We start from the raw sequence: 24,657 nt of genomic DNA, 5'->3' as shown, positions 1-24,657 counted from the left end.
CTCGGTGAGATGGGGACAGACAAAAGGGACTTAGTGAATTTTTAATCTTTAGTTTGTTGCTTGATTTAGATGACAAAACCCGCTCAGGCAAGAGCGGGTTTTGATTTGAGCAAAATTAAACTTCCATAATGATCGGCAAAATCATTGGCCGGCGTTTGGTTTTCTCGTATAGGAATGGTGCAAGGGTGTCAGTAATCTCATTTTTGATCTCGGACCATTGTGTGGTTTTTCTTTCCATTACTTTGCTTAAGTGTTTTTGGATTAAAGTTTGTGCGTCATTAATCAGGTCCCCTGATTCCCTCATATACACAAAACCGCGGGAAATAATATCAGGTCCGGCAGAAATCTTAAATTCCTTCATATTGATGCTCACAACGACTACGACAAGCCCTTCTTCAGAGAGAATCCGTCGGTCGCGAAGGACAATGTTTCCAATATCCCCAATGCCGCTTCCGTCAATGTATACATTTCCTGAAGGGATTTTTCCGGCCACCTGCGCGGAATTGTCACTCAGTGCAAGCACTTCCCCATTATCCATAATGAAACAATTCTCCTCAGGAACGCCACAATCAATTGCGTGCTTTGCGTGCATTTTCTGCATTCTGTATTCACCGTGGATAGGCATGAAGAATTTTGGCTTAATTAGTCGAAGCATAAGCTTTTGCTCTTCCTCGCCCCCATGGCCTGAGGTGTGTATATCGCTTAACTTACCCGCAATAACTTCTGCTCCAGCCCGGTATAGCATATTGATGGTCCGAGATACACTGATGGTATTTCCTGGAATAGGAGAGGAAGAAAAAACAACCGTATCTCCCGGAATAATTTGGATTTGCCTGTGAGTGCCGTTTGCGATACGAGACAGGGCTGCCATCGGCTCACCTTGGCTTCCTGTACAAAGGATCGTCACTCGGTTAGCAGGAAGCTTGTTGATTTGCTGGGCCTCAATAAATGTATCCTTTGGTGCCCGAATGTATCCTAAATCAAGCCCGATATTGATCGCAGCCTCCATGCTTCTTCCGAAAACTGCAATTTTGCGGCCGTTCACCACTGCAGCCTCAACAACCTGCTGCAGCCTGTGAATATTTGAGGCAAAGGTTGCAAAAATGATACGGCCATCCACTTTCCGGAAGATATTGTCGATGGTTTCACCAACACGTCTTTCGGACATTGTAAAATGCGGCACTTCACTGTTTGTGCTGTCTGAAAGTAGGCACAGTACGCCTTCTTTCCCGATTTCCGCCATTTTTGTCAAGTTAGCCGGTTCGCCAACAGGAGTAAAGTCAAATTTAAAGTCTCCTGTATGCACAATTTGGCCTGGAGGCGTCTTAACAACGATACCATATGAGTCTGGTATACTGTGGGTTGTCCGGAAAAAGCTAACCGACGTTTTTCTGAATTTGATTACATCATCTTCCTGAATTTCGATTAACTTAGTCTGGCGGAGAAGGCCATGCTCTTCTAGTTTGTTTCTTAACAATCCAAGGGCCAGCTTACCTCCGTAAACAGGAATGTTCACTTCCCTCAACAGGTAAGGTATTCCGCCGATGTGGTCTTCGTGCCCGTGGGTAATGAATAGACCTTTTATCTTTTCTACATTTTTTGCTAAATAGCTGTAATCAGGGATGACGTAATCGATGCCGAGAAGTTCGTCTTCCGGAAATTTAATGCCTGCATCAATCACGATAATTTCATCCTGAAACTGTACCGCGTAGGTATTTTTTCCGATTTCGCCTAAACCGCCCAGGGCGAAAACAGCTGTTTGATCGTTTTTCACAAATTTCATTTTTTATAGCTCCAATACTTTAAAGTCTTCATTTTGCTTTTCGTAATCCAAGTAGGCGCCTGTTACGGGCTGGATAAATTCAATATTAAAAGGCTCTTGCTTAATCTTCAAACGGACATCCCGCACAGATTCTCCCTCTACATACATGGTTTTAGTATGCTCACGGATGGCAACTTCTGATGCATCCGCCTGGTAGTAAACTTTAAAAATCATAAATATTCGCTCCTATCATCTAATTAATTGCTTTTTTCATTATATATAAAAACAACAATTTTTTCATGTTTTCCTTACGATTTGCCAGCAAATGTATGTATTTCAATTTATGGAAAAAAGATGGACACTTAATGACTCTACAATAAGAATAAGCCCTCCGCAAGTTTTTGGAGGGCCGAATAAACATAAGATTATGCGATTGATTTCTTTCTTAACAATCCATTCCATTGTCTCTGCAGCTTTTTTCGCAGTTTTTTCAACATGGTGGATCACGCTCCCCTTATCTTTTATTTTAATGGAATATGAAATAAAGTAAATAAGTCTTTATGGACAAACGTGCGGTATTGAAAGATTTTTGATTTTTATTCCATTAGCCTAGCGCTAATTAAAGGGTTAATGTAGGCTCCGCAAGCAAAGGTTTATAGTAGGAGTATATGTACAATTCATGGTTTCTTTGCATTACTAATAATGGAAATCTATGCTTACAGGAATGATTTCTTGACACGCCACGAGGTGAACGCTTTAATGGGTACATATTATGTCTGCTTTTGACAAATCAAAATAAAGACATTAGTTGTATAAGAAGTTAGGAAGTGGGCGAAATGAAGATTGTTTTTTTTGATATAGATGGCACATTGCTAGACCATGAAAAAAAGCTTCCTTCTTCAACGAAGGCCGCGATTAAACAGCTGCAGGAAAATGAAATTTTCGTGGCAATTTCGACAGGAAGGGCCCCATTTATGTTTGAAAACCTTCGGGAAGAGCTTGGTATCCATTCATTTGTAAGCTTCAATGGGCAATTTGTTGTTTTCGAGGGACAAGCAATATATAAAAATCCGCTGTCCCGGGAGCAGCTGCGAAAACTGCACAAAGATGCCGAGGCAAACAACACACCCATGGTCTTCATGAATGAAACAACGATGAAGGCAACTGTACAGCATGACCAAAGAATCGAAACGTCATTAGGGTCCCTTCAGTTTCCGCACCCTGAAAAAGATGAATCGTTCTACCATGACAGGGACATTTTTCAGTCCTTATTATTTTGTAATGAAAAGGAACAAAGTCTATACGTAGGAGAATATGAAAAGTTTCGGTTTATCCGCTGGCACGAATACAGTATGGATGTCCTGCCAAGAGGAGGATCCAAGGCTGAGGGGATAAGGAAACTAATTGAAAAAGCAGGCTTTGCAATGGAGGATGTCTATGCATTCGGGGATGGATTAAATGATATAGAAATGCTGGAATCGGTGGGTACTGGCATCGCTATGGGCAACGCTGTAGATGAAGTAAAGAAATTTGCGGACCATGTCACTGGCCATGTCGATAACGAAGGGATTTATAACGGCTTAAAGCATTTCGGGCTCATTTAATCAGTGAATCAGTGGCTGACTGGCTTAGCTTGCTAAGTCAGCCACGTTTATTATCGTTCAATTATGATTGCGTCCTCGGAGATAGTAAACGGGTCCTCCTTGTCAATATGGTCATAAAACATAATGCCGTTCAAATGATCAATTTCATGTTGAAATACAATGGCGGGCAGCCCTTTAAGCTTCAAGGTTATCTTTTCCCCGTCCAATGCAGTACCGGTCACTTTTATTCTAGCATGGCGTGGAACATAACCGGGTACCATCCGGTCGACAGACAGGCAGCCTTCACCAGAGGCCAAATATGATTTTTCAACGGAGTGGCTGATGATTTTAGGATTGAAAAGTGCATGGCTGTACAGTGTCCCGTCAAGATCTTTCACGTGTACCGCTATCATTCTTTTTGAAACATTGATTTGGGGAGCGGCCAGGCCAATACCGGGACGCAATCCATGTTTTTCCGCCATTTCGGGATCCTGGCTGTTTTTAACATATTCAAGCAAGCTTGCAAGGATTTCTTTATCTTCCTTTGATGCGGGAAGCGATACCTCCTCTGCTGGTTTTTTAAGTGTAGGGTGTCCTTCCCTAATGATATCTTTCATAGTGATCATGATTGCACCTCGGAATAATTAAAATATATTATGTAGTCTACCAAATCAGCACCCAAATGTAATGCCGGGAGATTCAGAGGGTAAAGGGCCGAGTGGAGAATCTTCCGCCAATCGGTCAGATCGATGCATCAATAAACACAGGAGTTACAGCACGTAGGGGTTTGAAAAAAAGGATTACAAAGGACTTAACTCCGGGTATACAAACCCTAACCCTGTGCTATACACCCCAGTAAGCACCTACGATAATCAATAAGATGAAAAGCACGACGATTAATACAAAGTTTTTGCCGTGATAAAATCCACCATACCCATATCCGGAAACCGGGTAGCAGCAGCCATAACCATTTTGATAAATTCGAGATTCCTCCTCGAGTTTTTTTCCTTTTAAAGGGAACGAGTCACTATAGCCTATGTTAGGGCAGAAAGGTTTGTATAGGCCGTAGCCCAGCAGCTTAAATTATTTAAATGACAAAGGTATTTCCAGAAAACGACAGACAAAGGGAGAGAAACGGGGATTTTTGACGGAGAATGGTTTTTAACCCCTATTGTCAAAAAGTTTCGCTTTCCATTATAGTAGTAAATGTGAATAAATGGGGGGAGTTACAGTGTTGAAGCGACCAAGCCTGGTAGCCATTATTATATCTATTACAGTTTTTATAACAGGATGCAGTGAGTCACCGGAAGAACAAATCCACACCGTTCTTGAACAAGCAGTCGAGAAGGAAAGAGGGTTTGAAGAGCAACAAGCGCCTATTACAGCTTCGGAAAAAAAGGAAAAGCAATTATATGAGCAAATCATTGGCTTAAGCATGAAGGATTTCGACCAGATTGTGAAGCTATCCGATGATGCGCTCAATAGTATAGAAGAACGCGAAAAACTAATAGAAAAGGAACATAAGAGTATCACTGAATCAGAAGAAGCATTCATGAAAGTAAAGGATCATATTAAAAATATTGAAGACAAAGAATTAAAGCAGCGTGCCAGCGAGCTAGAAAGTACCATGGAAAAAAGATATGCCGCACACCATGATTTGTATAAATCTTATAAGGAAAGCCTTGCCCTTGATAAAGAACTGTACGGGCTATTCAAACAAAAAGACTTGAAGATGGATAGGCTTCAAGAACAAATTAATAAGATTAACGAATCCTATGAAAAGGTATTGGCTGCCAATAAAACGTTCAATCAAGAAACGGAGCGTTATAATAAAGAAAAAGAAGCGTTTTATAAGAGTGCAGATATTAAAGTCAAAGAAAGCAGCAGTGATAAAAAATAACGAAAACAAGTCCAATGGGGCTTGTTTTTTTTGCCGTTCTGTCTGCCGGTACCACAGGAGATGGGAGAATGTTTGTTTTGTCGTATAATATTATGCTGGATTAAAAGATGATGATTAAAGGAAAAAACGTTTGGATAACCTTTATCAGAAGAGGAAAAAAATTATATTAGATCAACTCTTCAGGCGCAAAAGTGGACACCATAGTGGGTTTTTTGTGATACAGTTTTACTCTTTATTGTATAACAGTTTAAGAAGTGGGGGTTGTGTATTACGTCATATAAAAACGCTGCCAACATTGTAAAATTAAAGTTCATAGTAATTGACGAATAGGACTTTGTTAGGTAAACTAAGAACGGAATAAAGCATTGTACCATTTTATTTCCTGGTTGCTAATGATACAGATACATAGGAAATCCGGAAAATGCCTGCATGTTTCACTAATTTTTATTGTGGAAAAGATAAACTGGCATCTATATCGGCCCTTTGAATATTGGAAAAAATGCTTTATAGAAAATATAAGCTATTAATTGAAAGGATGAGGTGGCACAAGATGGCTTCTAAATCAAAAAAAGCTCAATTTGATGTCAAACAACAGCAAGATGCTATTGCAGAGCAGTTCCAAACGTTTCAGGTCTTAAACGAAGAAGGCGAAATTGTCAACGAAGCGGCAATGCCTGATCTAAGCGATGAACAGCTCCAGGAATTGATGAGGCGCATGGTCTATACACGTATTCTTGACCAAAGATCCATTTCTTTAAACCGCCAAGGGCGTCTTGGTTTCTATGCTCCTACAGCTGGACAGGAAGCGTCACAATTGGCATCCCAGTTTGCATTGCAAAAGGAAGATTTCATTTTGCCTGGATACCGTGATGTTCCGCAATTAATCTGGCATGGGCTGCCTTTATCGCAGGCATTCTTGTTCTCAAGAGGCCACTTCAAAGGAAACCAAATTCCTGAAGGCGTTAATGTACTTTCTCCGCAAATCATCATCGGTGCTCAAATCATCCAGGCTGCTGGTGTAGCGCTAGGAATGAAGAAAAATGGCAGTAAATCAGTTGCCATTACATATACAGGTGACGGTGGGGCTTCGCAAGGGGACTTCTATGAAGGCTTAAACTTTGCGGGTGCATTCAAAGCGCCGGCTATCTTCGTTGTACAAAACAACCGTTTCGCGATTTCAACTCCAGTTGAAAAGCAGTCTGCTGCCGAGACAATCGCACAAAAGGCTGTCGCTGCGGGAATCCCTGGAATTCAGGTTGATGGAATGGATCCGTTGGCTGTTTACGCAGCCGTAAGAGAGGCTCGTGAACGTGCCGTAAACGGCGAAGGTCCTACACTGATCGAAACATTGACGTACAGATACGGTCCACATACAATGGCTGGCGACGACCCAACGCGTTACCGTACATCCGATCTTGATAATGAGTGGGAGCAAAAGGATCCGCTTGTCCGTTTCCGTAAATTCCTTGAAAAGAAAGGGATTTGGAATGAAGAGTTGGAAAACTCGACTATTGAGAAGGCAAAAGAAGATATAAAAGAAGCGATTAAAATCGCTGATGATACACCTAAGCAAAAAGTTACCGATTTAATGGAAATTATGTATGAAGAAATGCCTCATAACTTAAAAGAACAATATGAACTTTATAAAGAAAAGGAGTCGAAGTAAGCCATGGCTCAAATGACAATGATACAAGCTATCACCGATGCACTCAGAACAGAGCTTCGCAATAATGAAAAAGTGCTGATGTTTGGGGAAGACGTCGGCGTTAACGGTGGTGTTTTCCGTGCTACCGAAGGATTGCAAAAAGAATTCGGCGAAGAACGCGTCTTTGATACACCTTTGGCTGAATCTGGGATTGGCGGCTTAGCTATCGGCCTTTCACTTACAGGCTTCCGTCCAGTGATGGAAATCCAATTCTTTGGTTTCGTATTTGAAGTAATGGATTCTGTTGTCGCACAAATGGCTCGTATGCGCTACCGCTCTGGCGGCCGCTATAATGCACCGGTTACTGTGCGTTCGCCGTTCGGTGGTGGAGTTCATACACCTGAGCTTCACTCAGATCCATTAGAGGGGCTTATGACTCAATCTCCAGGCCTTAAAGTAGTTGTTCCGTCAACTCCTTATGATGCCAAGGGATTGTTGATTTCTGCAATCCGTGATAATGACCCAGTTATTTTCCTGGAGCACTTGAAATTATATCGCGCTTTCCGCCAGGAAGTTCCGGAAGAAGAATATACAATTGAAATCGGCAAGGCGGATATCAAGCGCGAAGGTAAGGATTTATCCATCATTACTTACGGCGCAATGGTTCACGAATCTTTGAAAGCTGCTGAGGAATTGGAGAAGGAAGGTTATTCTGTAGAGGTAGTCGACCTTCGCACAATCCAACCGCTTGATATTGATACAATTATTTCTTCTGTTGAAAAAACTGGACGTGTGATGGTTGTACAAGAGGCACAACGCCAGGCTGGAGTCGCAGCACAAGTAATCGCGGAGATCAACGAACGTGCAATCCTTAGCCTAGAAGCTCCTGTATTGCGCGTTACTGCACCAGACACGATTTATCCATTTTCACAAGCTGAGGCAGTTTGGCTTCCAAATTATAAGGATGTTATCGAAACAGCTAAAAAAGTATTAAACTTCTAAAGCATGTTTAACCAACTGTTTAACCCCTTTTATACGCCGTTAAACATTTTAATTATCTTGGAAGTAACATATTTTATGCTTGCAGCCCGGAAAAAAGACTTTTTTGTTGCAAGTATTTATGATTGAATAATAGGAGGTTGAATCCATTGGCATTCCAATTTAGACTCCCTGACATCGGAGAAGGTATTCACGAGGGTGAAATAGTAAAGTGGTTCATTAAGCCAGGTGACAAAGTTCAGGAAGACGATGTACTTTGTGAGGTTCAAAATGATAAGGCTGTAGTGGAAATTCCATCACCGGTAGAAGGTACTGTTGAGGAGATTCTTGTAGAAGAAGGCACAGTAGCTACTGTCGGCGATATCCTGGTAACTTTTGATGCTCCAGGATACGAAAATCTGCAATTCAAAGGAGATCATGCAGAGGAAGCAGCTGACACAAAGACTGAAGCCCAAGTTCAGGCAACTGCAGAAGCTGGACAGGAAGTGAAAAAGGAAGAAGCTCCAGCACAGCAAGCAGCTGGTGCAACAGGAGCCGGTGCCGTTCCTCAGGCTGAAGTGGATCCAAACCGTCGTATTATAGCAATGCCGTCTGTCCGCAAGTATTCACGCGAAAAAGGTGTAGACATCCGCCTTGTAGCTGGTTCTGGCGACAACGGCCGAATCATGAAAGAAGACATCGATGTTTTCCTTGCTGGTGGAGCTGCACAGCCTGCACAAACAGAAGCTGCTGAAACTCAAAGTGCGCAGCCTGAAGAGAAAGCAGCAATTAAACCGTCTGCAGCTATTCCTGCCGGCCAATATCCAGAAACACGTGAAAAAATGAGCGGAATTAGAAAAGCGATCGCAAAAGCGATGGTAAATTCTAAGCACACTGCACCTCACGTTACGTTAATGGATGAAGTGGATGTGACTAAACTGGTTGCTCACCGCAAGAAATTCAAAGAAATCGCAGCTGCAAAAGGAATCAAGCTTACATTCCTTCCTTATGTGGTAAAAGCTTTGACAAGTGCCTTGCGTGAATTCCCTGCATTAAATACATCGATCGATGATGCTGCAAGTGAAATCATCCAAAAGCACTATTATAATATTGGAATTGCAGCCGATACAGAAAAAGGGCTACTTGTTCCTGTCGTGAAGGATGCGGACCGTAAATCAACCTTTGCTATTTCAAACGAAATCAATGAGCTTGCCGGCAAAGCCCGTGATGGGAAACTAGCTCCAGACGAGATGAAGGGTGCGTCCTGTACGATTACAAATATCGGTTCTGCAGGCGGCCAATGGTTCACGCCAGTCATCAACCATCCTGAAGTTGCGATCCTGGGAATCGGCCGTATCGCCGAGAAGCCAATCGTACGTGATGGAGAAATTGTTGCTGCTCCTGTGTTGGCGTTATCACTAAGCTTTGACCACCGTATCATCGACGGTGCCACAGCTCAAAATGCACTAAACCACATCAAGAGATTGCTTAACGATCCAGAACTATTGTTAATGGAGGCGTAATAAAATGGTAGTAGGAGATTTCCCAATTGAAACAGATACTATAGTCATCGGTGCAGGCCCTGGCGGATATGTTGCTGCTATCCGTGCAGCACAGCTTGGCCAGAAAGTGACAATCGTAGAAAAAGGGACTGTTGGCGGAGTATGTTTAAACGTAGGCTGTATCCCTTCAAAAGCTTTAATTTCTGCAGGCCATCGTTTTCATGAAGCACAGCATTCAGAAGACATGGGGATTTCAGCAGAAAATGTAAAGGTTGACTTTTCAAAGGTACAAGCATGGAAAGGGTCAGTAGTAAACAAGCTTACTGGCGGTGTTTCTGGCTTATTGAAGGGGAACAAGGTTGATACCGTAAGTGGGGAAGCATATTTTGTTGATGCAAACACCCTTCGCGTGATTAATGAATCATCAGCTCAAACCTATACATTTAAAAATGCAATCATCGCGACAGGCTCCACTCCTATCGAGCTGCCTGCTTTCAAATATTCTAAACGCGTTATTAACTCTACCGGTGCCCTGGCACTTGAAGAAATTCCTTCTTCAATGGTTGTAATCGGCGGCGGATATATTGGAACAGAGCTTGGCGGAGCTTATGCTAACTTTGGTACAAAGATTACGATCCTAGAAGGTATGGACGAAATTCTTTCAGGTTTCGAAAAGCAAATGTCAGCTCTTGTTAAGCGCAACCTTAAGAAAAAAGGTGTGGAAATTGAAACCAAAGCCTTGGCTAAAGGTGTGGAAGAAACAGAAAACGGTGTAGTGGTAACATATGAAGTCAAAGGCGAAGAAAAGAAAGTCGAAGCTGATTATGTATTAGTTACCGTTGGACGCCGTCCAAACACTGAAGAAATCGGCCTTGAACAGGTTGGCATCAAAAAGACTGACAGAGGCTTGATTGAAATTGACAAGCAATGCCGTACAAGTGTAAGCAATATCTACGCAATCGGTGACATTGTCCAGGGGCCGCCTCTTGCTCATAAGGCTTCTTATGAAGGAAAAATCGCTGCTGAGGCAATTGCTGGACATGCTTCCGAAATTGATTACCTTGCGATCCCTGCAGTTGTATTCTCTGAGCCTGAATTAGCGTCAGTAGGTTACACTGAACAAGAAGCAAAGGACGAAGGTATTGAAGTAATTGGGTCTAAATTCCCGTTCGCAGCTAACGGACGCGCACTTTCCTTAAACAATGCTGACGGTTTCATGAAACTTGTAACACGCAAAGAAGATGGACTGGTTATCGGCGCCCAAATCGCTGGACCGGGTGCTAGCGACATGATCGCTGAGCTTGGCTTAGCTATTGAAGCAGGTATGACTGCGGAAGATATTGCTATGACAATCCATGCTCACCCTACCTTGGGAGAGATTACAATGGAAGCAGCGGAAGTTGCTTTGGGAAGCCCAATCCATATCATTAAGTAAAACGAAGAAAGCACACTTACCGTTAGGTATGTGTGCTTTTTTTCTTGTTCTCCTCATAAATTTAAAATTTCACGCATATAAATGATTTATTAAGGTTAAAGGTTTTCAGGTAACCTTCTTGGACAGGCCCTGTCAAAAAACTCTGGCATACACGTTTACGGACCTGCGGTTGGGTTATAAAATGAATAGACCACTGGCAAAGTGAGGCTGTATAATTTGAAAAGTTATATTGTGTTCCTCTTTCAAATCATTCTCTGGAGCGGGTATACCTTAGCTGAATGGCTGTCATCCTACGACCGCTTACTGTTCAAAGTAATTATGTTTATGATATTTTGCTATTTTGCAGCTTATATCGGCAAAACCATTCTTAAGACAAACAGGGGCACGATCCTGGTTACTTGCACAAGCCTTCTCAGCTATGCAGTCATACAGCTTCTGTTCAACAGATATCTGCCTCATTGAAAACCGCAGTGTGCATAGAATTTATTTTCAAATATTGAAAATTGTTCGTTCGTCATCGCAGTCTTCATCCGATGGCGTGTCTTTTTCATAAATAAAAATCGACAGCGGGGGAGGGAAGAAACCTGAATAAAATATGCATGGTATGCATTTTATGTTGCTTTTACTTGACGGCGTGCAGTGTACAAAGTTCTTCATCTGAGAATAAAACAGGAGAAAAGACAGAAACACAGATCCACAATAAAACCAGTGTCGAAGCAGACAAGGGACAATCAAATGGCAAAGGCGAAATAGAAACGGGAGAAGGAAAGCAAGAAACTTCCCTGTCTCCTAATACTGTTGAATCCAAATATCGTTTAAATCCCGCTAATTGGTCCTTACAACCTATTTCCGGAGCGGAATCTAAAGTTGTCCTTTTGACATTTGATGATGCACCTGATAAATATTCTTTGTCTATCGCAACCACTTTAAAAAAACACGGTGTAAAGGCTATTTTCTTTGTTAATGGGCATTTCCTCGATACAGAGGCAGAAAAAGCAGTGTTAAAGGAAATCCACGACATGGGTTTTGCGATTGGGAACCATACATATAACCACGCAGCACTTAAGGATTTGACCGAGGAAGATCAGGAAAATGAAATCGTAGCTCTGAATGATGCCGTTGAAGCTATAACTGGGGAACGACCGAGATTTTTCAGGGCTCCATTCGGTTTAAACACCGAATTTTCGAAACAAGTCGCCGCAAAAGAAAAAATGCTCGTCATGAATTGGACCTTTGGATATGATTGGGAAAAGGAATACCAAAACAAAAGGGCGCTCTCAAATATTATGGTCCACTCTCCATATTTAACGAACGGCGCGAATTTACTCATGCACGACAGAAAATGGACTAGTGATGCGATTTCCACCATTGTTACGGATTTGGCTCGCGAAGGGTATGGAATCCTTGACCCTGCGTTGATTGAAACACCTTGAGATCGCAAAAACACGGTTTTCATGTACCAAGACCGGCCACATCTGGCCGGTTTTCTATTTCCGAGGATAGAAATACATGACCCGTTTATTGAATAAGTGAAGCTCACCTTTTAATTTTTTGGCGAGAAATCTGCAAAATTCATTGGCCTTTCCTTTATCTCCGTATGTAGCTGTTTTTGGAAGGGTGATTTGTATATAAGTTTGGATTCGTTCCTTATGTAACTCGTCAAACGCTTTTTCTTGGTCAATGCCAATTAAAATTAAATGATATCGGTCTGAGTCTGATTGTAAATACATCCATCTGCCGCCGGAATCACTTGGTTCTTTTATTTCATAGGGAAATGCATGGCTTTTATAATTCCAATCGAGCTGATTGCCAGTTTTCGAGGTGATTTGCTTATAATAGGCAAACAACTGTTTCACATCATCCAATGTCACCGTTTCTTTATCCGACCCGGGAACTAGTTTAATATACGCTGTTTCTGCCAAATTCGATCCCCCTTATAATAGGCTATATCCAATTTCATTCTAGCACTGTTTGGAAACTACTGGCAACAGGAACAAGTAGGCTTGTTGATTGTAACCTTAAGTTTTTTTAATTATAATTAAATTCAAACTATTTGGGGAGGTACGTATGGAGCTATTCGAGAAATTATACGATGAGAATGAGACAGTCAAGGTCCGGTTTGTCGGGTTTACTGGTGGAGAAACAAGGTTCGACTTCGGAATTGTTTATACGAATATGTTCTTTGGAAAGCCTTTAGTAATATGTATGCAAACAGGGCGTTCTACCCTCCTCGAATTAAAAGATATTCAAGATCTGGATTTTTTGCAGGCTGCTTTTAAAATAAAACCTTCCGATTCAATGGAACTTGCTGAGTTTTTTAAGGAGCTTCTGCCGGAGGTCCCATTTCAATCACAATATGAATAAAATAACACAAAGGTCCGGTGACAGGCCTTTTTATTTTAAATTGCTATCATTTGTGACATACTTTTTGTTAAGGTATATGATTTTTGTCATAAAAAAGTAAATAAAATCTTAATGTGACATACAAAATAGGCTTGAAAAATTAATTGTGTTATATTATTATGTAATTAATAAATTAAAGCGTTTTCATTTTAACTATAAAACTATGAATTTCAGGAAGGGGAATGGAAAAATGGGTACAATCGTTTGTAAACATTGCAATGGCACAATTGATCATTTTGAGGATGAAAAAGTTACCGTTCTCTATTCGCAATGTGGTAGATGTCCGGAAGATGCGACTGAAGAATAGGATAAATTCACCCGAAAGTAAGGCCGACTGTATAAAGTCGGCCTTTTTCATGCTTTGTTTTATGTGATTGCCTTAAACTCCTTGATTACCCGTAAGTGCTTCAAGTCAAAGTCTTCAGGACCCTGTACAGGCAAGCCAGCCTCTTGGTTTTTCTTGATATAATCAATATTATCTTTATTTATAATCTCACCGGGGATGAAAATGGGGATACCCGGCGGATAAACCATGATGAATTCTGCAATGATGCGTCCAGCTGATTCATCAATCGGGATCACTTCGGTATCGGAATAAAACGCATCACGGGGAGACATTGCAAGAGATGGAATGTTAGGCAGAAGCACTTCCGTTACTTTTTTCCCGTCTCCGATATATTTATGAAACTCTTCCGATAAGTCCCTCAAGGCGCCAATCAATAAGTCAGCCTCTTTTTTCGTATCTCCAGGTGTTACAATACAAAGGATGTTATATAAATCGGACATTTCTACCTCGATATTGTATTTTTCCCGGAGCCATTTTTCTACATCATGGCCGCTTATTCCGACATCCTTGACAGAAATGATTAGCTTGGTCGGATCCATATCATAGGTTGATTTGCTTTTGAGGATTTCTTTTCCGGGACAATACAGGTCGGGTATTTTGTTGACTTCCTCCCGTATATAATTTGCAAGCTTAATCGTTTTTGAAACCAGCTCCCTGCCTTCTGTTGCAAGCCTTTTTCTTGCAACATCAAGTGATGCAAGTAAAAGATACGATGTTGACGTAGTCGTTAACATACTTAGAATCGATTGTACACGCTTGACATTGACAAGCCCTTCCCTCACATTCAGGATGGAACTCTGGGTCAGGGATCCTCCAAGCTTATGTACACTAGTAGCTGACATATCGGCACCTGCCTGCATGGCGGACATCGGCAGTTCTTCGTGGAAGTGGATATGGACACCATGCGCTTCATCAACCAGAACCGGTACATGGTAGGAGTGAGCAATTTCCACGATTTTTTTTAGATCAGCAGAAATCCCAAAGTATGTTGGGTTAATAACCAGCAAACCTTTTGCATCAGGGTGCTGTTCCAGTGCGTGCTCAACTGATTCAATGGTGATTCCATGGGAGATTCCCAGATTTTCATCTATTTCAGGATGGATAAAAATCGGAACAGCCCCTGAGAATACGATTCCAGACATTACGGATTTATGGACGTTTCGCGGAACGATAATTTTATCTCCAGGTCCGCAAACCGCCATGACCATCGTCATGATGGCCCCGCTTGTTCCCTGGACGGAAAAAAAGGTATGGTCTGCACCGAACGCTTCCGCTGCAAGCTCCTGAGCTCGCTTGATCATGCCTCTTGGCTGATGAAGATCATCTAATGGTGCGATATTGATTAAATCGATGGCTAATGCATTATCACCTATGAATTCACGGAATTCAGGGTCAATTCCCGTTCCCTTTTTGTGGCCGGGAATATGGAATTGGACAGGGTCTTTTTTAGCATGCTGGATTAATCCAGTGAACAGGGGTGTATCATATTGGGACAATTCTTCGTAACACCTCTTTTATATTTATTTACTATTAGGTAGTATTAATTTCTAGCTAGTGCGCCTAGAAGCTCCGACTTTCCGCAGGAATCCAGCCTAAAAAAACATAGATAATGTTGGTTTCAGCACCTATCAGCTAAGGATTCCTTGTACTGATGCAGGATTTACCACAATATATGAAAGTCTTTAGCTCCATGTTCTTTCGTTTAGAGGCGCTTGGCGCATTTCTTACAAAACAAATGAATTATAGCATCTATGGTAGTGTTTGCAAAGAAATTATTTTTTAGCATGTTAGAGCACCTGTATGGCGGATTTTAATTTTATGGTAGGGGAGTAAGGGAAAATCCTGGTTTTCCCAGCTTGGATTATTTAGACTATATAAAGAAGGATGAAAAATAAGGAGGGGAAACGTTATGGATTGGAATACAAGAGTAACTGAGCTGCTGGGCATTCGATATCCAATTATTCAGGGAGGGCTTGCTCATTTGGCCTATTCAGAGCTTGCCGCTGCCGTCTCAAACGCTGGGGGACTGGGCCAGGTAACGGCGATGAGCCTGGATAATCCCGAGAAGCTTCGGGAAGAGATCAGAAAAACAAAAAGCATGACAAATAAACCATTCGGAGTAAACTTTGCCATCGGACAGTATAATCGGACATACGCCGATTTTGTGGAAGCGGCACTCGATGAGGGAATTTCCATCATTTCGGTGACAGGCGGAAATCCGGCTCCTTTTTTTGACTTACTGAAAGGAACAAATGTTAAAAAACTTGTTTTGGTTGCGGCCAGGAGGCAGGCTGTGAAAGCGGAAGAATTAGGGGCCGATGCCGTGATGGTTGTGGGACAGGAAGGCGGCGGCCACTTGGGAAGGGATGATATTGGCACAACTGTGCTTATTCCGCAGGTGGTGGACTCAGTATCCATTCCGGTTATTGCTTCCGGAGGTTTTGGCGATGGACGCGGGCTGATGGCAGGCTTATCTTTAGGGGCGGAAGGAATCGAAATGGGAACACGGTTCATCGCCACACAAGAATGTGTCCATGCCCATGAAGTATATAAAGAAGCTCTGATTAAGGGGACTGAAACGGATACGGTCATTATCAAACGTTCGCTCGGCGCCCCTGCCAGGACGATTTCTAATTCCTGGACAGATAAAATTCTTGAATTGGAAAAAGAACAAGGAACATATGAGGCATTAAAGGACTACATAAGCGGAGAGGCCAATAAACGGTATATCCATGATGGGGAACCGGATAATGGTTTCGCCTGGGCGGGCCAGGTGATGGGATTGATCCATGATGTGCCCACAGTGGCAGAGCTCTTTGAAAGGTTGATAAAAGAAGCGGAAGCGATTCGGGTAAAATGGGCAAGGTAACAAATACAACGTGCTTTTAGCTAATAAACAACAGGATACCCAATATAAAATTCGAAGCAGGTGATAACCTATGGATTATCAATATCCCATGGATATGGATTGGACAACTGAAGAAATCGTTAATGTTATCCGTTTTTTCGAATCAGTGGAAAAGGCTTACGAGAGTAAAATCCCAAAGGACGATCTCATGTCTGCTTACCGGAGATTTAAGGAGATTGTACCCGGAAAAGCGGATGAAAAAAAATATACGGATGAATTCAAAGAAGTGAGCGGATACTCCGCCTATCTCGTGATGAAGAAGGCAAAGGAAACGGCTGACGGTGACCCGGTTTCCATGAAATAATAAACTTATCAGATAAATTGCTTGACAAGAAATATTCAAACGTTTTAATATGTTAAATAAGAATTCGATAAACGGCGTTGAAGAAGAGTAGTAGCTTTGCGGCAGCAATTAAGAGAGCCGGTGGTTGGTGAAAACCGGTTTGTACCGTTTAGTGAATGGACTTCTGAGCTCCAAACTGAAACCTTAACAAAGGGAGTAGGCTTTGGCGAACAAGTCTCATCGTTATAAGAGGCAGGCATTTTCGGATGCTGTTTAAGTGAGCTTTTTAAGCTAATAAAGGTGGTACCACGGGTTCCTCGTCCTTTTGGATGAGGGCCCTTTTTGTATTTTTTTAATAAAATTATGTAAATCGTAAACCGCAGGAGTAAGTAGCCTTTTTAGATTCGTTGCAGAGAGCCGGGTATGCTGAGAACCGGTACGATATAATCAGGCGAATGGACTTGCGGGAGGCTTCCTGAACGAGTGTTGGGGAGCACGGCTTCCACCGTTAACGGGATAAGGTATCAGACTTGTCTGTACCTGCAAGTGGGAGGGCTGTACTATTAGCCTTCCAACAGGGGTGGCACCGCGGTGAATGAATCGTCCTCTGCAAACAGGATTTTTCTGTTTGCAGGGGATTTTTTTATTGTGAAAAAGGAGATGTGATAGATGTGAACAACAAACTATTATCCAGATTGGTGACGCTTGAAGGGGATACACATACACCTGTCTCCCTGTTTCAAAGGCTAAAGGGAAAAAAGAAATTCCTTCTTGAAAGCTCTCATAAGCATCAAGGGGACGGTCGCTACTCTTATTTGGGAAGCAGCCCGACTCTGGAAATCATTGCATCAGGAACCGAGATTACTCTAACCGATCTGCAAGACAATGTAACGAAAAAGGCACATGGAAGGATTATTGAATTCTTAAAACAAGAAATTTTGGCAGAAACAGATAAAGAATTGCCATTCCCGTTTCATGGAGGAGCCATTGGATATTTTGGCTATGATGTGATCCGCCAGTATGAAGAAATAGGGGAAGTGCCGCTGGATGAACTGAAAATGCCAGACGCTCACTTTATGGTTTACAGGGAAATCGTTGTGTTCGATCATGCCCTTCAAAAAATCCATTTAGTTGTGCTTGGGGACAATGAATCAGAGCTGACAGGCCGTCTGGACAACTTGAAGAAGATATTAGAGGAAGAGCCTACTGATATCGAAACGGAAAAAGGCAGTTTGAACTTCAAGCCGTCGATCAGACAATCAAGGTTTGAAGAAATGGTAAAAGAAGCAAAGCAATCGATTATTGAAGGCAAGATTTTTCAAATCGTACTTTCACAACGCTTCACATCTGAGTTCTCTGGCAGTCCTTTCGAGGTTTATCGGCGCTTGCGGATCAAAAATCCATCACCATACATGTTCTACTTGGATTTTGAAGGATATGCAGTGCTGGGTTCCTCTCCCGAAAGCATGATGAAGGCAAGAGGCAGGAAGGTCACACTGAACCCAATTGCTGGGACCAGGCCTCGCGGAAGCAATGAGGAAGAGGATCATTTATTGGAACGAACACTGTTATCGGATGAGAAAGAAATCGCTGAACATCAGATGCTTGTAGATCTAGGGAGAAATGACCTTGGAAGGGTAAGTAACATAGGTTCTATAGATATTACAGCATCCATGGTTATTGAACGTTATCAATATGTCATGCACTTGGTGTCTGAAGTATCTGGAGAGCTGCGGGAAGGAATAACGGGACTGGATGCATTGGCAGTGTGCCTCCCGGCAGGAACCGTTTCAGGGGCTCCGAAAATTGAGGCAATGAATATAATCAACAGGCTTGAAAATGTAAAACGCGGCCTTTATTCCGGTGCAATTGGGTATATTTCCTTTAACGGTGACCTGGATATGGCCCTTGCGATCAGGACAATGATCATTAAAGATAATAAAGCTTATGTACAGGCGGGTGCAGGAGTCGTGTATGATTCCGTTCCCGAAAAAGAGTATGAGGAAACAATCAATAAAGCGAAGTCGTTAACGCTGTTGGAGGAGAGCAGAACATGATATTGTTAATAGATAATTATGATTCATTCACCTATAACCTTTATCAATATATGGCAGAGCTTGAAGAAGACATTTTGGTCAAAAGGAACGATGCTATTACTTTGGAAGAGATTGAAGCCCTAAACCCTGAGGCGATTGTCATTTCTCCAGGACCCGGCCGTCCGGAAGAAGCTGGCATCTGCATCCCTTTGATCAAGAAGTTTTATGAATCAATCCCCATTCTTGGTGTGTGTCTCGGCCATCAGGCCATAGCCGCTGCATTTGGAGCGGATATTATCCAGGCTAAACGGATTTGCCACGGGAAAACATCGCCAATCACGCATAATGGACAGGGGCTTTTTGAATATCAGCCGCAGCCTCTCGAGGTAATGAGATATCACTCATTGGTCGTGGACGCAAATACGCTTCCGCCTGATTTTGAGGTAATGGCTACCGATATGACGGACGGTGAAATCATGGCAATCAGGCATGTGTCATTGCCTGTGTACGGAGTCCAGTTCCACCCGGAATCCATCGGAACAAAATCAGGAAAAAAACTATTGCACCAATTCATCAATCAGGCTGGGAGGTTAGTTAAATGACAATGAAATTAATCTTGCAAAAATTAACGGACAGGACCGAGCTGTCTCAAGAAGAGATGACGTTTGCTGCAGATTCCATATTTTCTGAAGAAATTACGGACAGTGAGATTGCAGCCTTTCTCATTGCCCTTAAATCCAAAGGTGAATCTGCCGATGAAATGGCAAGCCTTGTACAGGTGCTGCGGAAAAAAGCCCTCCGCATCACCCGTCGATTTGATGACGTCATGGACAATTGCGGAACAGGAGGCGACGGATCGCAAAGCTTTAACATCAGTACGACCTCAGCCTTTGTTATTGCAGGGGCCGGTATCACCATCGCAAAACATGGAAACAGGAGTGTTTCAAGCAAGACGGGAAGTGCCGATGTACTTGAAAAGCTTGGCGTAGATTTACAGGCAGGCCCTGCTGAGGTAGAAGAATTATTAATCGAAAACGGGATTGCTTTCTTGTTCGCCCCGCATATTCACCCAAAAATGGCAAGGATCATGAAAATCAGGCGGGAACTAAAAATAGCGACCGTATTTAATTTAATTGGCCCGTTGACCAACCCGGTAGATTTGACATCTCAACTGCTTGGTGTATACCGTAACGATATGCTGGAGCCTTTCTCTAAGGTTCTCCATTCTCTGGGCAGAAAAAGGGCAGTTGTAGTGAACGGGGCAGGCAGTATGGATGAGGCTAGTCTTCAGGGAGAAAACAACCTTATATTGCTGGATAACGGGAGCATAAAAAGCTTTACCCTTCATCCTGAAGAAGTTGATCTCCCGGTTTATGATAATGAGGCGATTCGAGGGGGAGATGCTTTAGAAAACAGCCAAATCCTGTTGAATGTGTTAAAAGGGCAAAAAGGGGCATACCGTGATACTGTTTTGCTGAATGCAGGCCTTGGAATATTTGCAAACGGCAAGGCAGCAACGATTCAAGAAGGAATCGCATTAGCCAAAGAAAGTATTGATAGCGGGAAAGCGTTGAATAAATTAGAAACACTTATTTCATATAATCGATCCAAAAGTGGGGTTATTTAAATGGGAGATATATTATCGAAAATCCTGGCTCATAAAGCAAAAGAGGTAGCGGAGCTTAAGGAGAAGGGTTACAGCATGAGTAAGGACTATGGCAGAGAATGCAGGTCATTGTATTCTGTGATCAAGCAAAATCCTGTTATAGATATCATTGCGGAAATCAAACGGGCATCCCCTTCAAAAGGAAATATTTCTCTGGATGTTATTCCTGCCCAGCAGGCGCGCATTTATGCGGAAAACGGTGCCGCCGGTATATCTGTTTTAACAGATTCAGAGTTTTTTAAAGGTTCGTTTTCAGACCTTGAGTCTGTCCGTTCCGAGGTGGGCGTTCCCCTGCTTTGCAAGGATTTTATCATTGATGAAGTCCAGATAGACCGAGCAAGGAAAGCTGGAGCCGATGTCATTTTGCTCATTGTCGCAGCTCTTACAGCCGAAAGGCAAAAGGAACTGTATCAATTCGCTAAGGGTATCGGACTAGAGGTCATTACCGAAGTGCATGACGAGCGTGAACTCGAGCGCGCTGTGAATATGGGTGTGGAAATGATCGGGATCAACAACCGGAATTTAAAAACCTTCGAAGTTGATTTGGCGGTTACGGAAAGGCTGGCGAAACAACTTGGAAAGTCATCAAGCGCCTTGATCAGCGAAAGCGGAATGAAGACGAAAGAGGATGTAATGCGGGTAAAAGCGGCCGGCGCCAATGCAATCCTTGTTGGAGAAACCTTTATGAGAAGTGAAAACCTCGCTGATAAATTGGTAGAATTTCAGCTGTAACGTTAGGAGTTTTTAGATGATCGTAAAAATTTGCGGAATCACAACACATGAAGCAGCCAAGGCAGCTATAGATGCAGGCGCCGATTTGTTAGGTTTTGTCTTTGCTAAAAGCAAACGCCGGATTGAGCCTGAATCGGCAGCGGAGATAATTGCCAGGCTCGGTGGCAAGGTCAAGACAGTGGGCGTTTTTGTAAATGAGCATCCAGACGAAATAAAACGGATTCAGTGCATCGCAGGACTTGATTATATCCAGCTGCATGGTGATGAAAAACCCGACTATATTCAGGGATTGGGTTTGCCGGTTATTAAGGCCTTTGGTATCGGCAAGCGGGAAGACCTCGAAAAGCTGGCTTCATACCAGTCAGACTATTTTTTGCTTGATAGCCCGAAAGGAAAATATCATGGCGGCAATGGGATAGCCATTGATGAGGAATTATTGGATCCGCAATCCCTTCCGCTTAACAACATTATTCTGGCAGGGGGGCTTACACCCGAAAATGTAAGCGAGGCTATCAAAGCCGTCCAGCCGGCCGGTGTTGATGTTTCAAGCGGAGTGGAAACAAACGGAGCTAAGGATTTGGATAAGATCTATAGATTTGTGAGAAATGCAAAACTACGAAGCTACTAAAGGAGTGGAAGTAAATGAGCACCTATGTTCAGCCAGACAATAACGGACATTTCGGCCCTTACGGAGGAAGATTCGTTCCCGAAACACTCATGACGGCCGTATTGGAACTTGAAAAAGCCTATGAAGAAGCGATCAAGGATGAGAATTTTCAAAAGGAAATGGAATATTACTTAACCCAGTATATCGGGCGTGAAAACCCGCTCTATTACGCTGAAAATCTTACAAAACATGCGGGAGGCGCAAAAATATATTTAAAACGGGAAGACCTGAACCATACAGGCGCCCATAAGATTAACAATACGATTGGCCAGGCGCTTTTAACCACAAGAATGGGAAAGAAAAAGGTTGTCGCCGAAACAGGTGCCGGCCAGCACGGTGTAGCGACCGCAACAGTATGTGCCCTGCTGAACTTGGAATGCGTTATATTTATGGGGAAAGAAGACGTCGCCCGTCAAAAGCTTAATGTATTCCGCATGGAGCTGCTTGGGGCCAAGGTGGTCTCCGTGGACCAGGGGAGCGGCACACTTAAAGATGCTGTTAATGAAGCTTTAAGATATTGGGTGGCAAATGTGGATGATACCCATTATATAATGGGCTCGGTTCTTGGACCGCACCCATTTCCGAAAATTGTCCGGGATTTTCAAAGCGTTATTGGCAATGAAACAAAACGCCAGTTTGAAGAAATGGAGGGAGACCTTCCAGATGCGATTGTTGCCTGTATCGGCGGCGGCAGTAATGCCATGGGAATGTTCTATCCGTTTATAGAGGATGAAGGCGTATCATTGGTCGGTGTTGAGGCTGCAGGAAGCGGCATTGATACGGATAAGCATGCAGCGACCCTGACAAAAGGCAAGCAAGGAATCCTCCATGGCTCCTTAATGTATTTGTTGCAGGATGATAATGGCCAAATTCAGGAAGCGCATTCGATTTCGGCGGGCCTCGATTACCCAGGTGTAGGACCTGAGCACAGTTTATTAAAAGATATTGGAAGGGTGAAGTATGCTTCCGTTACTGATAAAGAAGCTCTGGACGCTTTCATTTTGCTATCACGGACTGAAGGGATTATCCCTGCGCTCGAAAGCTCGCATGCGGTGGCTCACGCAGTAGGACTTGCTAAGGAAATGGGTACTGAAAAAAAACTTGTTATTTGCCTGTCAGGCAGGGGAGACAAAGACGTGGAAACAATCCAGAAGCTGATGGGAGGAAATATCATTGGGTAAGGACAGACTCGAACAAGCGCTTGAAATGTGCAGCCAAAAAGGTGATAAGGCGTTTATACCATACATTATGGCAGGTGATGGAGGCCTCGGTAAATTGAAGGAGCAGCTTTTATTCTTGCAAGGGGCGGGAGCTGATGCAGTGGAATTGGGGATTCCGTTTTCGGATCCGGTAGCAGACGGGCCGGTCATACAGGAGGCAGGGAAGCGCGCCCTTGAACAAGGAGTATCCCTGAGAGGCATATTAGAGACTCTAACCTCTATACGTTCGGAAATCGATATTCCTATCATTCTGATGACTTATCTTAATCCGGTGTTTGCCTACGGGGCCGGGCAGTTTGCTGCTGATTGTAGTGCGGCCGGAGTGGACGCCTGCATCATTCCGGACATGCCGCTTGAAGAAGAAGGCATCATATCCGGGGAGTTAAAACAGTCAGGTATTGCTTTAGTGCGGCTTGTGACATTAACAAGCCCGGTAGAGCGGATAAAGAAACTAGTGGATGGAGCTGAGGGCTTCCTATACGCTGTAACCATAAAAGGAACAACAGGGGCAAGGGACCATTTTGAAGAGGAAACCGGCCGCTTCTTACAGCAGGTCCGGTCCATAAGCAACATCCCAGTTTTGGCTGGTTTCGGGATTTCCACGTCGCAGCATGTTCAAGAGGCCGGTAAATACTGTGACGGTACAGTTGTCGGGAGCAAGATCGTCCAATTGCTTTCTGCCGGGGAATACGATGAAATTACCAACTTGATTCAAGCGGCAAAAGGAAAAGTGCTGTCATAAACAGAATAACTGTAAAAAAGGGCTGGATAACGGATCCAGCCCTTTACTTTATTTATAGAAATCTCTTGCTATTCCGTGTTTCCTGCCGATTGCCACACTATATGTTTAACTCAGTTTATACAGGGGTATTAAATGGTCAAACGCATTACTGATTTTTGTTACCAGGGCTTCTCCTGATAGCGTGACCGCTTCATCACGGGGGATTTGTATCCCACAAAGGATTTCTGCTTTTTTCACGGTCTGAAGCCGTTTGAACATGGATGTCAATTCCTCGACGGAGAGGCCTTCATGAGGAATCACTTCAGGCTTAGTATGGTCGAGCGACCAAACAAAGTAATTCGGGATCATATCATTTACTTTTAGGGCGTCCTGCTCAAGGGTTTTTCCAAATTCTGCTTTATTAGGTGCTTCATAAATCACTGCAAACCAAATAAACATATGGGTTTCCCATAAACCAATCTGGAAGTGGGGCATCATTTTATATCCCCGGTTATTGGCAGCAAAAGCAACCCACGTATCTTTCGGGGGATTTACGGTCCGTCTTGCGTGCTTCGCGACATGGGCAAACATCTCGTCGCCGGTCTTGGCTGATAATTCTTGCGAAAAGTGGGTGCCCAGGGTTTGAAGCTTTGGCCAAATCTGCTCCTTTAAAGCTTCCATTCGCTCATCTAGCCCATCTATTTTAAAAACATCAAAATCACTGGCAGTAAAAGTCGGTTGTTCCATTTCGTTCCTCCTGTATCTTGTCCTACATATATTGTAGCACAGGGATAATTAATTGAAAAAAAATTACTATAGCATGATCGTTCCCTTGGATTCATGTTAGGTTATTGCACATATTTGTTGCGA

The 24,657-nt window shown here is 43.0% G+C and carries 26 protein-coding genes and 2 other annotated features; of the genes, 19 read left to right on the top strand and 7 right to left on the bottom strand.

The genetic code is table 11. From position 1 onward, the window contains the following. Positions 1 to 115: 115 nt before the first annotated feature. Positions 116 to 1,783 (bottom strand): ribonuclease J1, encoded by a 1,668-nt coding sequence (gene rnjA, locus CUU64_RS09055; protein ID WP_101633234.1) that lies wholly within the window; start codon positions 1,781 to 1,783, stop codon positions 116 to 118. 3 nt (positions 1,784 to 1,786) lie between these two features. Beyond that, positions 1,787 to 1,996, bottom strand: a complete 210-nt coding sequence (locus tag CUU64_RS09050; RefSeq protein ID WP_101633233.1) for a DNA-dependent RNA polymerase subunit epsilon — start codon at positions 1,994 to 1,996, stop codon at positions 1,787 to 1,789. A 602-nt stretch (positions 1,997 to 2,598) separates the two neighbouring features. Between CUU64_RS09050 and CUU64_RS09045 the strand changes: the two genes are divergently transcribed. Next, positions 2,599 to 3,366, top strand: a complete 768-nt coding sequence (locus CUU64_RS09045; RefSeq protein ID WP_101633232.1) for a Cof-type HAD-IIB family hydrolase — start codon at positions 2,599 to 2,601, stop codon at positions 3,364 to 3,366. Positions 3,367 to 3,416: 50 nt separating this feature from the next. Here the strand turns inward: CUU64_RS09045 and def are convergent, their stop codons facing one another. Next, on the bottom strand, positions 3,417 to 3,971 hold the full coding sequence (def, locus tag CUU64_RS09040; protein WP_101633231.1) for a peptide deformylase: 555 nt from the start codon (positions 3,969 to 3,971) through the stop codon (positions 3,417 to 3,419). A gap of 217 nt (positions 3,972 to 4,188) precedes the next feature. Then, positions 4,189 to 4,326 (bottom strand): YjcZ family sporulation protein, encoded by a 138-nt coding sequence (locus tag CUU64_RS09035; RefSeq protein WP_101633474.1) that lies wholly within the window; start codon positions 4,324 to 4,326, stop codon positions 4,189 to 4,191. Positions 4,327 to 4,576: 250 nt separating this feature from the next. Here CUU64_RS09035 and CUU64_RS09030 point away from each other — a divergent pair, with 250 nt between their 5' ends. The 7 genes from CUU64_RS09030 (at position 4,577) to CUU64_RS09000 (ending at position 12,238) form a co-directional block, all read left to right on the top strand. Then, the gene (locus CUU64_RS09030; protein WP_180954519.1) at positions 4,577 to 5,245 is read left to right on the top strand and encodes a YkyA family protein; all 669 of its coding nucleotides are present in this window, start codon (positions 4,577 to 4,579) and stop codon (positions 5,243 to 5,245) included. 550 nt (positions 5,246 to 5,795) lie between these two features. Further along, positions 5,796 to 6,911: a pyruvate dehydrogenase (acetyl-transferring) E1 component subunit alpha gene (gene pdhA / locus CUU64_RS09025; protein ID WP_101633229.1), complete on the top strand. Its 1,116-nt coding sequence runs from the start codon at positions 5,796 to 5,798 to the stop codon at positions 6,909 to 6,911. 3 nt (positions 6,912 to 6,914) lie between these two features. Then, positions 6,915 to 7,892 carry an alpha-ketoacid dehydrogenase subunit beta gene (locus tag CUU64_RS09020; protein ID WP_101633228.1) on the top strand — a complete coding sequence of 326 codons (978 nt, stop codon included), beginning with the start codon at positions 6,915 to 6,917 and terminating at the stop codon, positions 7,890 to 7,892. 146 nt (positions 7,893 to 8,038) lie between these two features. Then, positions 8,039 to 9,391 carry a dihydrolipoamide acetyltransferase family protein gene (locus tag CUU64_RS09015; RefSeq protein ID WP_101633227.1) on the top strand — a complete coding sequence of 451 codons (1,353 nt, stop codon included), beginning with the start codon at positions 8,039 to 8,041 and terminating at the stop codon, positions 9,389 to 9,391. Positions 9,392 to 9,395: 4 nt separating this feature from the next. Beyond that, complete coding sequence (lpdA, locus tag CUU64_RS09010) at positions 9,396 to 10,805, top strand: dihydrolipoyl dehydrogenase (RefSeq protein ID WP_101633226.1); 1,410 nt, start codon at positions 9,396 to 9,398, stop codon at positions 10,803 to 10,805. A 216-nt stretch (positions 10,806 to 11,021) separates the two neighbouring features. After that, positions 11,022 to 11,267, top strand: a complete 246-nt coding sequence (locus CUU64_RS09005; RefSeq protein ID WP_101633225.1) for a hypothetical protein — start codon at positions 11,022 to 11,024, stop codon at positions 11,265 to 11,267. A 164-nt stretch (positions 11,268 to 11,431) separates the two neighbouring features. Then, positions 11,432 to 12,238, top strand: a complete 807-nt coding sequence (locus CUU64_RS09000) for a polysaccharide deacetylase family protein (protein ID WP_257985466.1) — start codon at positions 11,432 to 11,434, stop codon at positions 12,236 to 12,238. A 54-nt stretch (positions 12,239 to 12,292) separates the two neighbouring features. On the opposite strand, the gene CUU64_RS08995 is transcribed toward CUU64_RS09000, so the two are convergent. Continuing rightward, positions 12,293 to 12,727, bottom strand: coding sequence for a DUF1885 family protein (locus tag CUU64_RS08995; protein WP_101633223.1), 435 nt, complete (start codon positions 12,725 to 12,727; stop codon positions 12,293 to 12,295). Positions 12,728 to 12,872: 145 nt separating this feature from the next. Between CUU64_RS08995 and CUU64_RS08990 the strand changes: the two genes are divergently transcribed. Both CUU64_RS08990 and CUU64_RS08985 read left to right on the top strand, forming a co-directional pair. After that, positions 12,873 to 13,169: a DUF3055 domain-containing protein gene (locus tag CUU64_RS08990; RefSeq protein WP_101633222.1), complete on the top strand. Its 297-nt coding sequence runs from the start codon at positions 12,873 to 12,875 to the stop codon at positions 13,167 to 13,169. Between the two features lie 229 nt (positions 13,170 to 13,398). Then, positions 13,399 to 13,515 (top strand): GapA-binding peptide SR1P, encoded by a 117-nt coding sequence (locus tag CUU64_RS08985; RefSeq protein ID WP_101633221.1) that lies wholly within the window; start codon positions 13,399 to 13,401, stop codon positions 13,513 to 13,515. A gap of 59 nt (positions 13,516 to 13,574) precedes the next feature. Here CUU64_RS08985 and CUU64_RS08980 read toward each other — a convergent pair whose 3' ends face one another. Next, complete coding sequence (locus CUU64_RS08980; RefSeq protein WP_101633220.1) at positions 13,575 to 15,050, bottom strand: aminotransferase class I/II-fold pyridoxal phosphate-dependent enzyme; 1,476 nt, start codon at positions 15,048 to 15,050, stop codon at positions 13,575 to 13,577. A 413-nt stretch (positions 15,051 to 15,463) separates the two neighbouring features. Between CUU64_RS08980 and CUU64_RS08975 the strand changes: the two genes are divergently transcribed. From CUU64_RS08975 to trpA, 9 genes are all read left to right on the top strand, one after another. Continuing rightward, a complete protein-coding gene (locus CUU64_RS08975; protein WP_101633219.1) occupies positions 15,464 to 16,423 on the top strand; it encodes an NAD(P)H-dependent flavin oxidoreductase in 960 nt (319 codons plus the stop codon). A 70-nt stretch (positions 16,424 to 16,493) separates the two neighbouring features. Further along, the gene (locus CUU64_RS08970) at positions 16,494 to 16,766 is read left to right on the top strand and encodes a UPF0223 family protein (protein WP_101633218.1); all 273 of its coding nucleotides are present in this window, start codon (positions 16,494 to 16,496) and stop codon (positions 16,764 to 16,766) included. Positions 16,767 to 16,834: 68 nt separating this feature from the next. Beyond that, positions 16,835 to 17,073 (top strand) — a binding site (T-box leader). A gap of 43 nt (positions 17,074 to 17,116) precedes the next feature. Next, positions 17,117 to 17,356: a binding site (T-box leader), on the top strand. A 60-nt stretch (positions 17,357 to 17,416) separates the two neighbouring features. Further along, positions 17,417 to 18,802 (top strand): anthranilate synthase component I, encoded by a 1,386-nt coding sequence (gene trpE / locus CUU64_RS08965; RefSeq protein ID WP_257985465.1) that lies wholly within the window; start codon positions 17,417 to 17,419, stop codon positions 18,800 to 18,802. Next, positions 18,799 to 19,383, top strand: a complete 585-nt coding sequence (locus CUU64_RS08960; RefSeq protein WP_101633217.1) for an anthranilate synthase component II — start codon at positions 18,799 to 18,801, stop codon at positions 19,381 to 19,383. The genes trpE and CUU64_RS08960 overlap by 4 nt, the downstream gene beginning before the upstream one ends. Before the next feature lie 2 nt (positions 19,384 to 19,385). After that, entirely contained in the window at positions 19,386 to 20,408 is a 1,023-nt protein-coding gene (gene trpD, locus CUU64_RS08955) for an anthranilate phosphoribosyltransferase (protein WP_101633472.1), read from the top strand. Next, entirely contained in the window at positions 20,409 to 21,179 is a 771-nt protein-coding gene (trpC, locus tag CUU64_RS08950) for an indole-3-glycerol phosphate synthase TrpC (protein WP_101633216.1), read from the top strand. 16 nt (positions 21,180 to 21,195) lie between these two features. Further along, entirely contained in the window at positions 21,196 to 21,807 is a 612-nt protein-coding gene (locus tag CUU64_RS08945; protein WP_101633215.1) for a phosphoribosylanthranilate isomerase, read from the top strand. Positions 21,808 to 21,821: 14 nt separating this feature from the next. Further along, a complete protein-coding gene (gene trpB / locus CUU64_RS08940; RefSeq protein WP_101633214.1) occupies positions 21,822 to 23,027 on the top strand; it encodes a tryptophan synthase subunit beta in 1,206 nt (401 codons plus the stop codon). After that, entirely contained in the window at positions 23,020 to 23,808 is a 789-nt protein-coding gene (trpA, locus tag CUU64_RS08935; protein ID WP_101633213.1) for a tryptophan synthase subunit alpha, read from the top strand. Before trpB ends, trpA begins: the two co-directional genes overlap by 8 nt. A 105-nt stretch (positions 23,809 to 23,913) precedes the next feature. Here the strand turns inward: trpA and CUU64_RS08930 are convergent, their stop codons facing one another. Beyond that, positions 23,914 to 24,534, bottom strand: coding sequence for a YktB family protein (locus CUU64_RS08930; protein ID WP_101633212.1), 621 nt, complete (start codon positions 24,532 to 24,534; stop codon positions 23,914 to 23,916). Positions 24,535 to 24,657 lie beyond the last annotated feature (123 nt).

Origin of the sequence: Bacillus sp. V5-8f (assembly GCF_002863565.1) — a bacterium.
GTDB lineage: Bacteria > Bacillota > Bacilli > Bacillales > DSM-1321 > Peribacillus.
The sequence above is the reverse complement of the archived record's forward strand: the minus strand, read 5'-3'. Positions and strand labels throughout refer to the sequence as shown.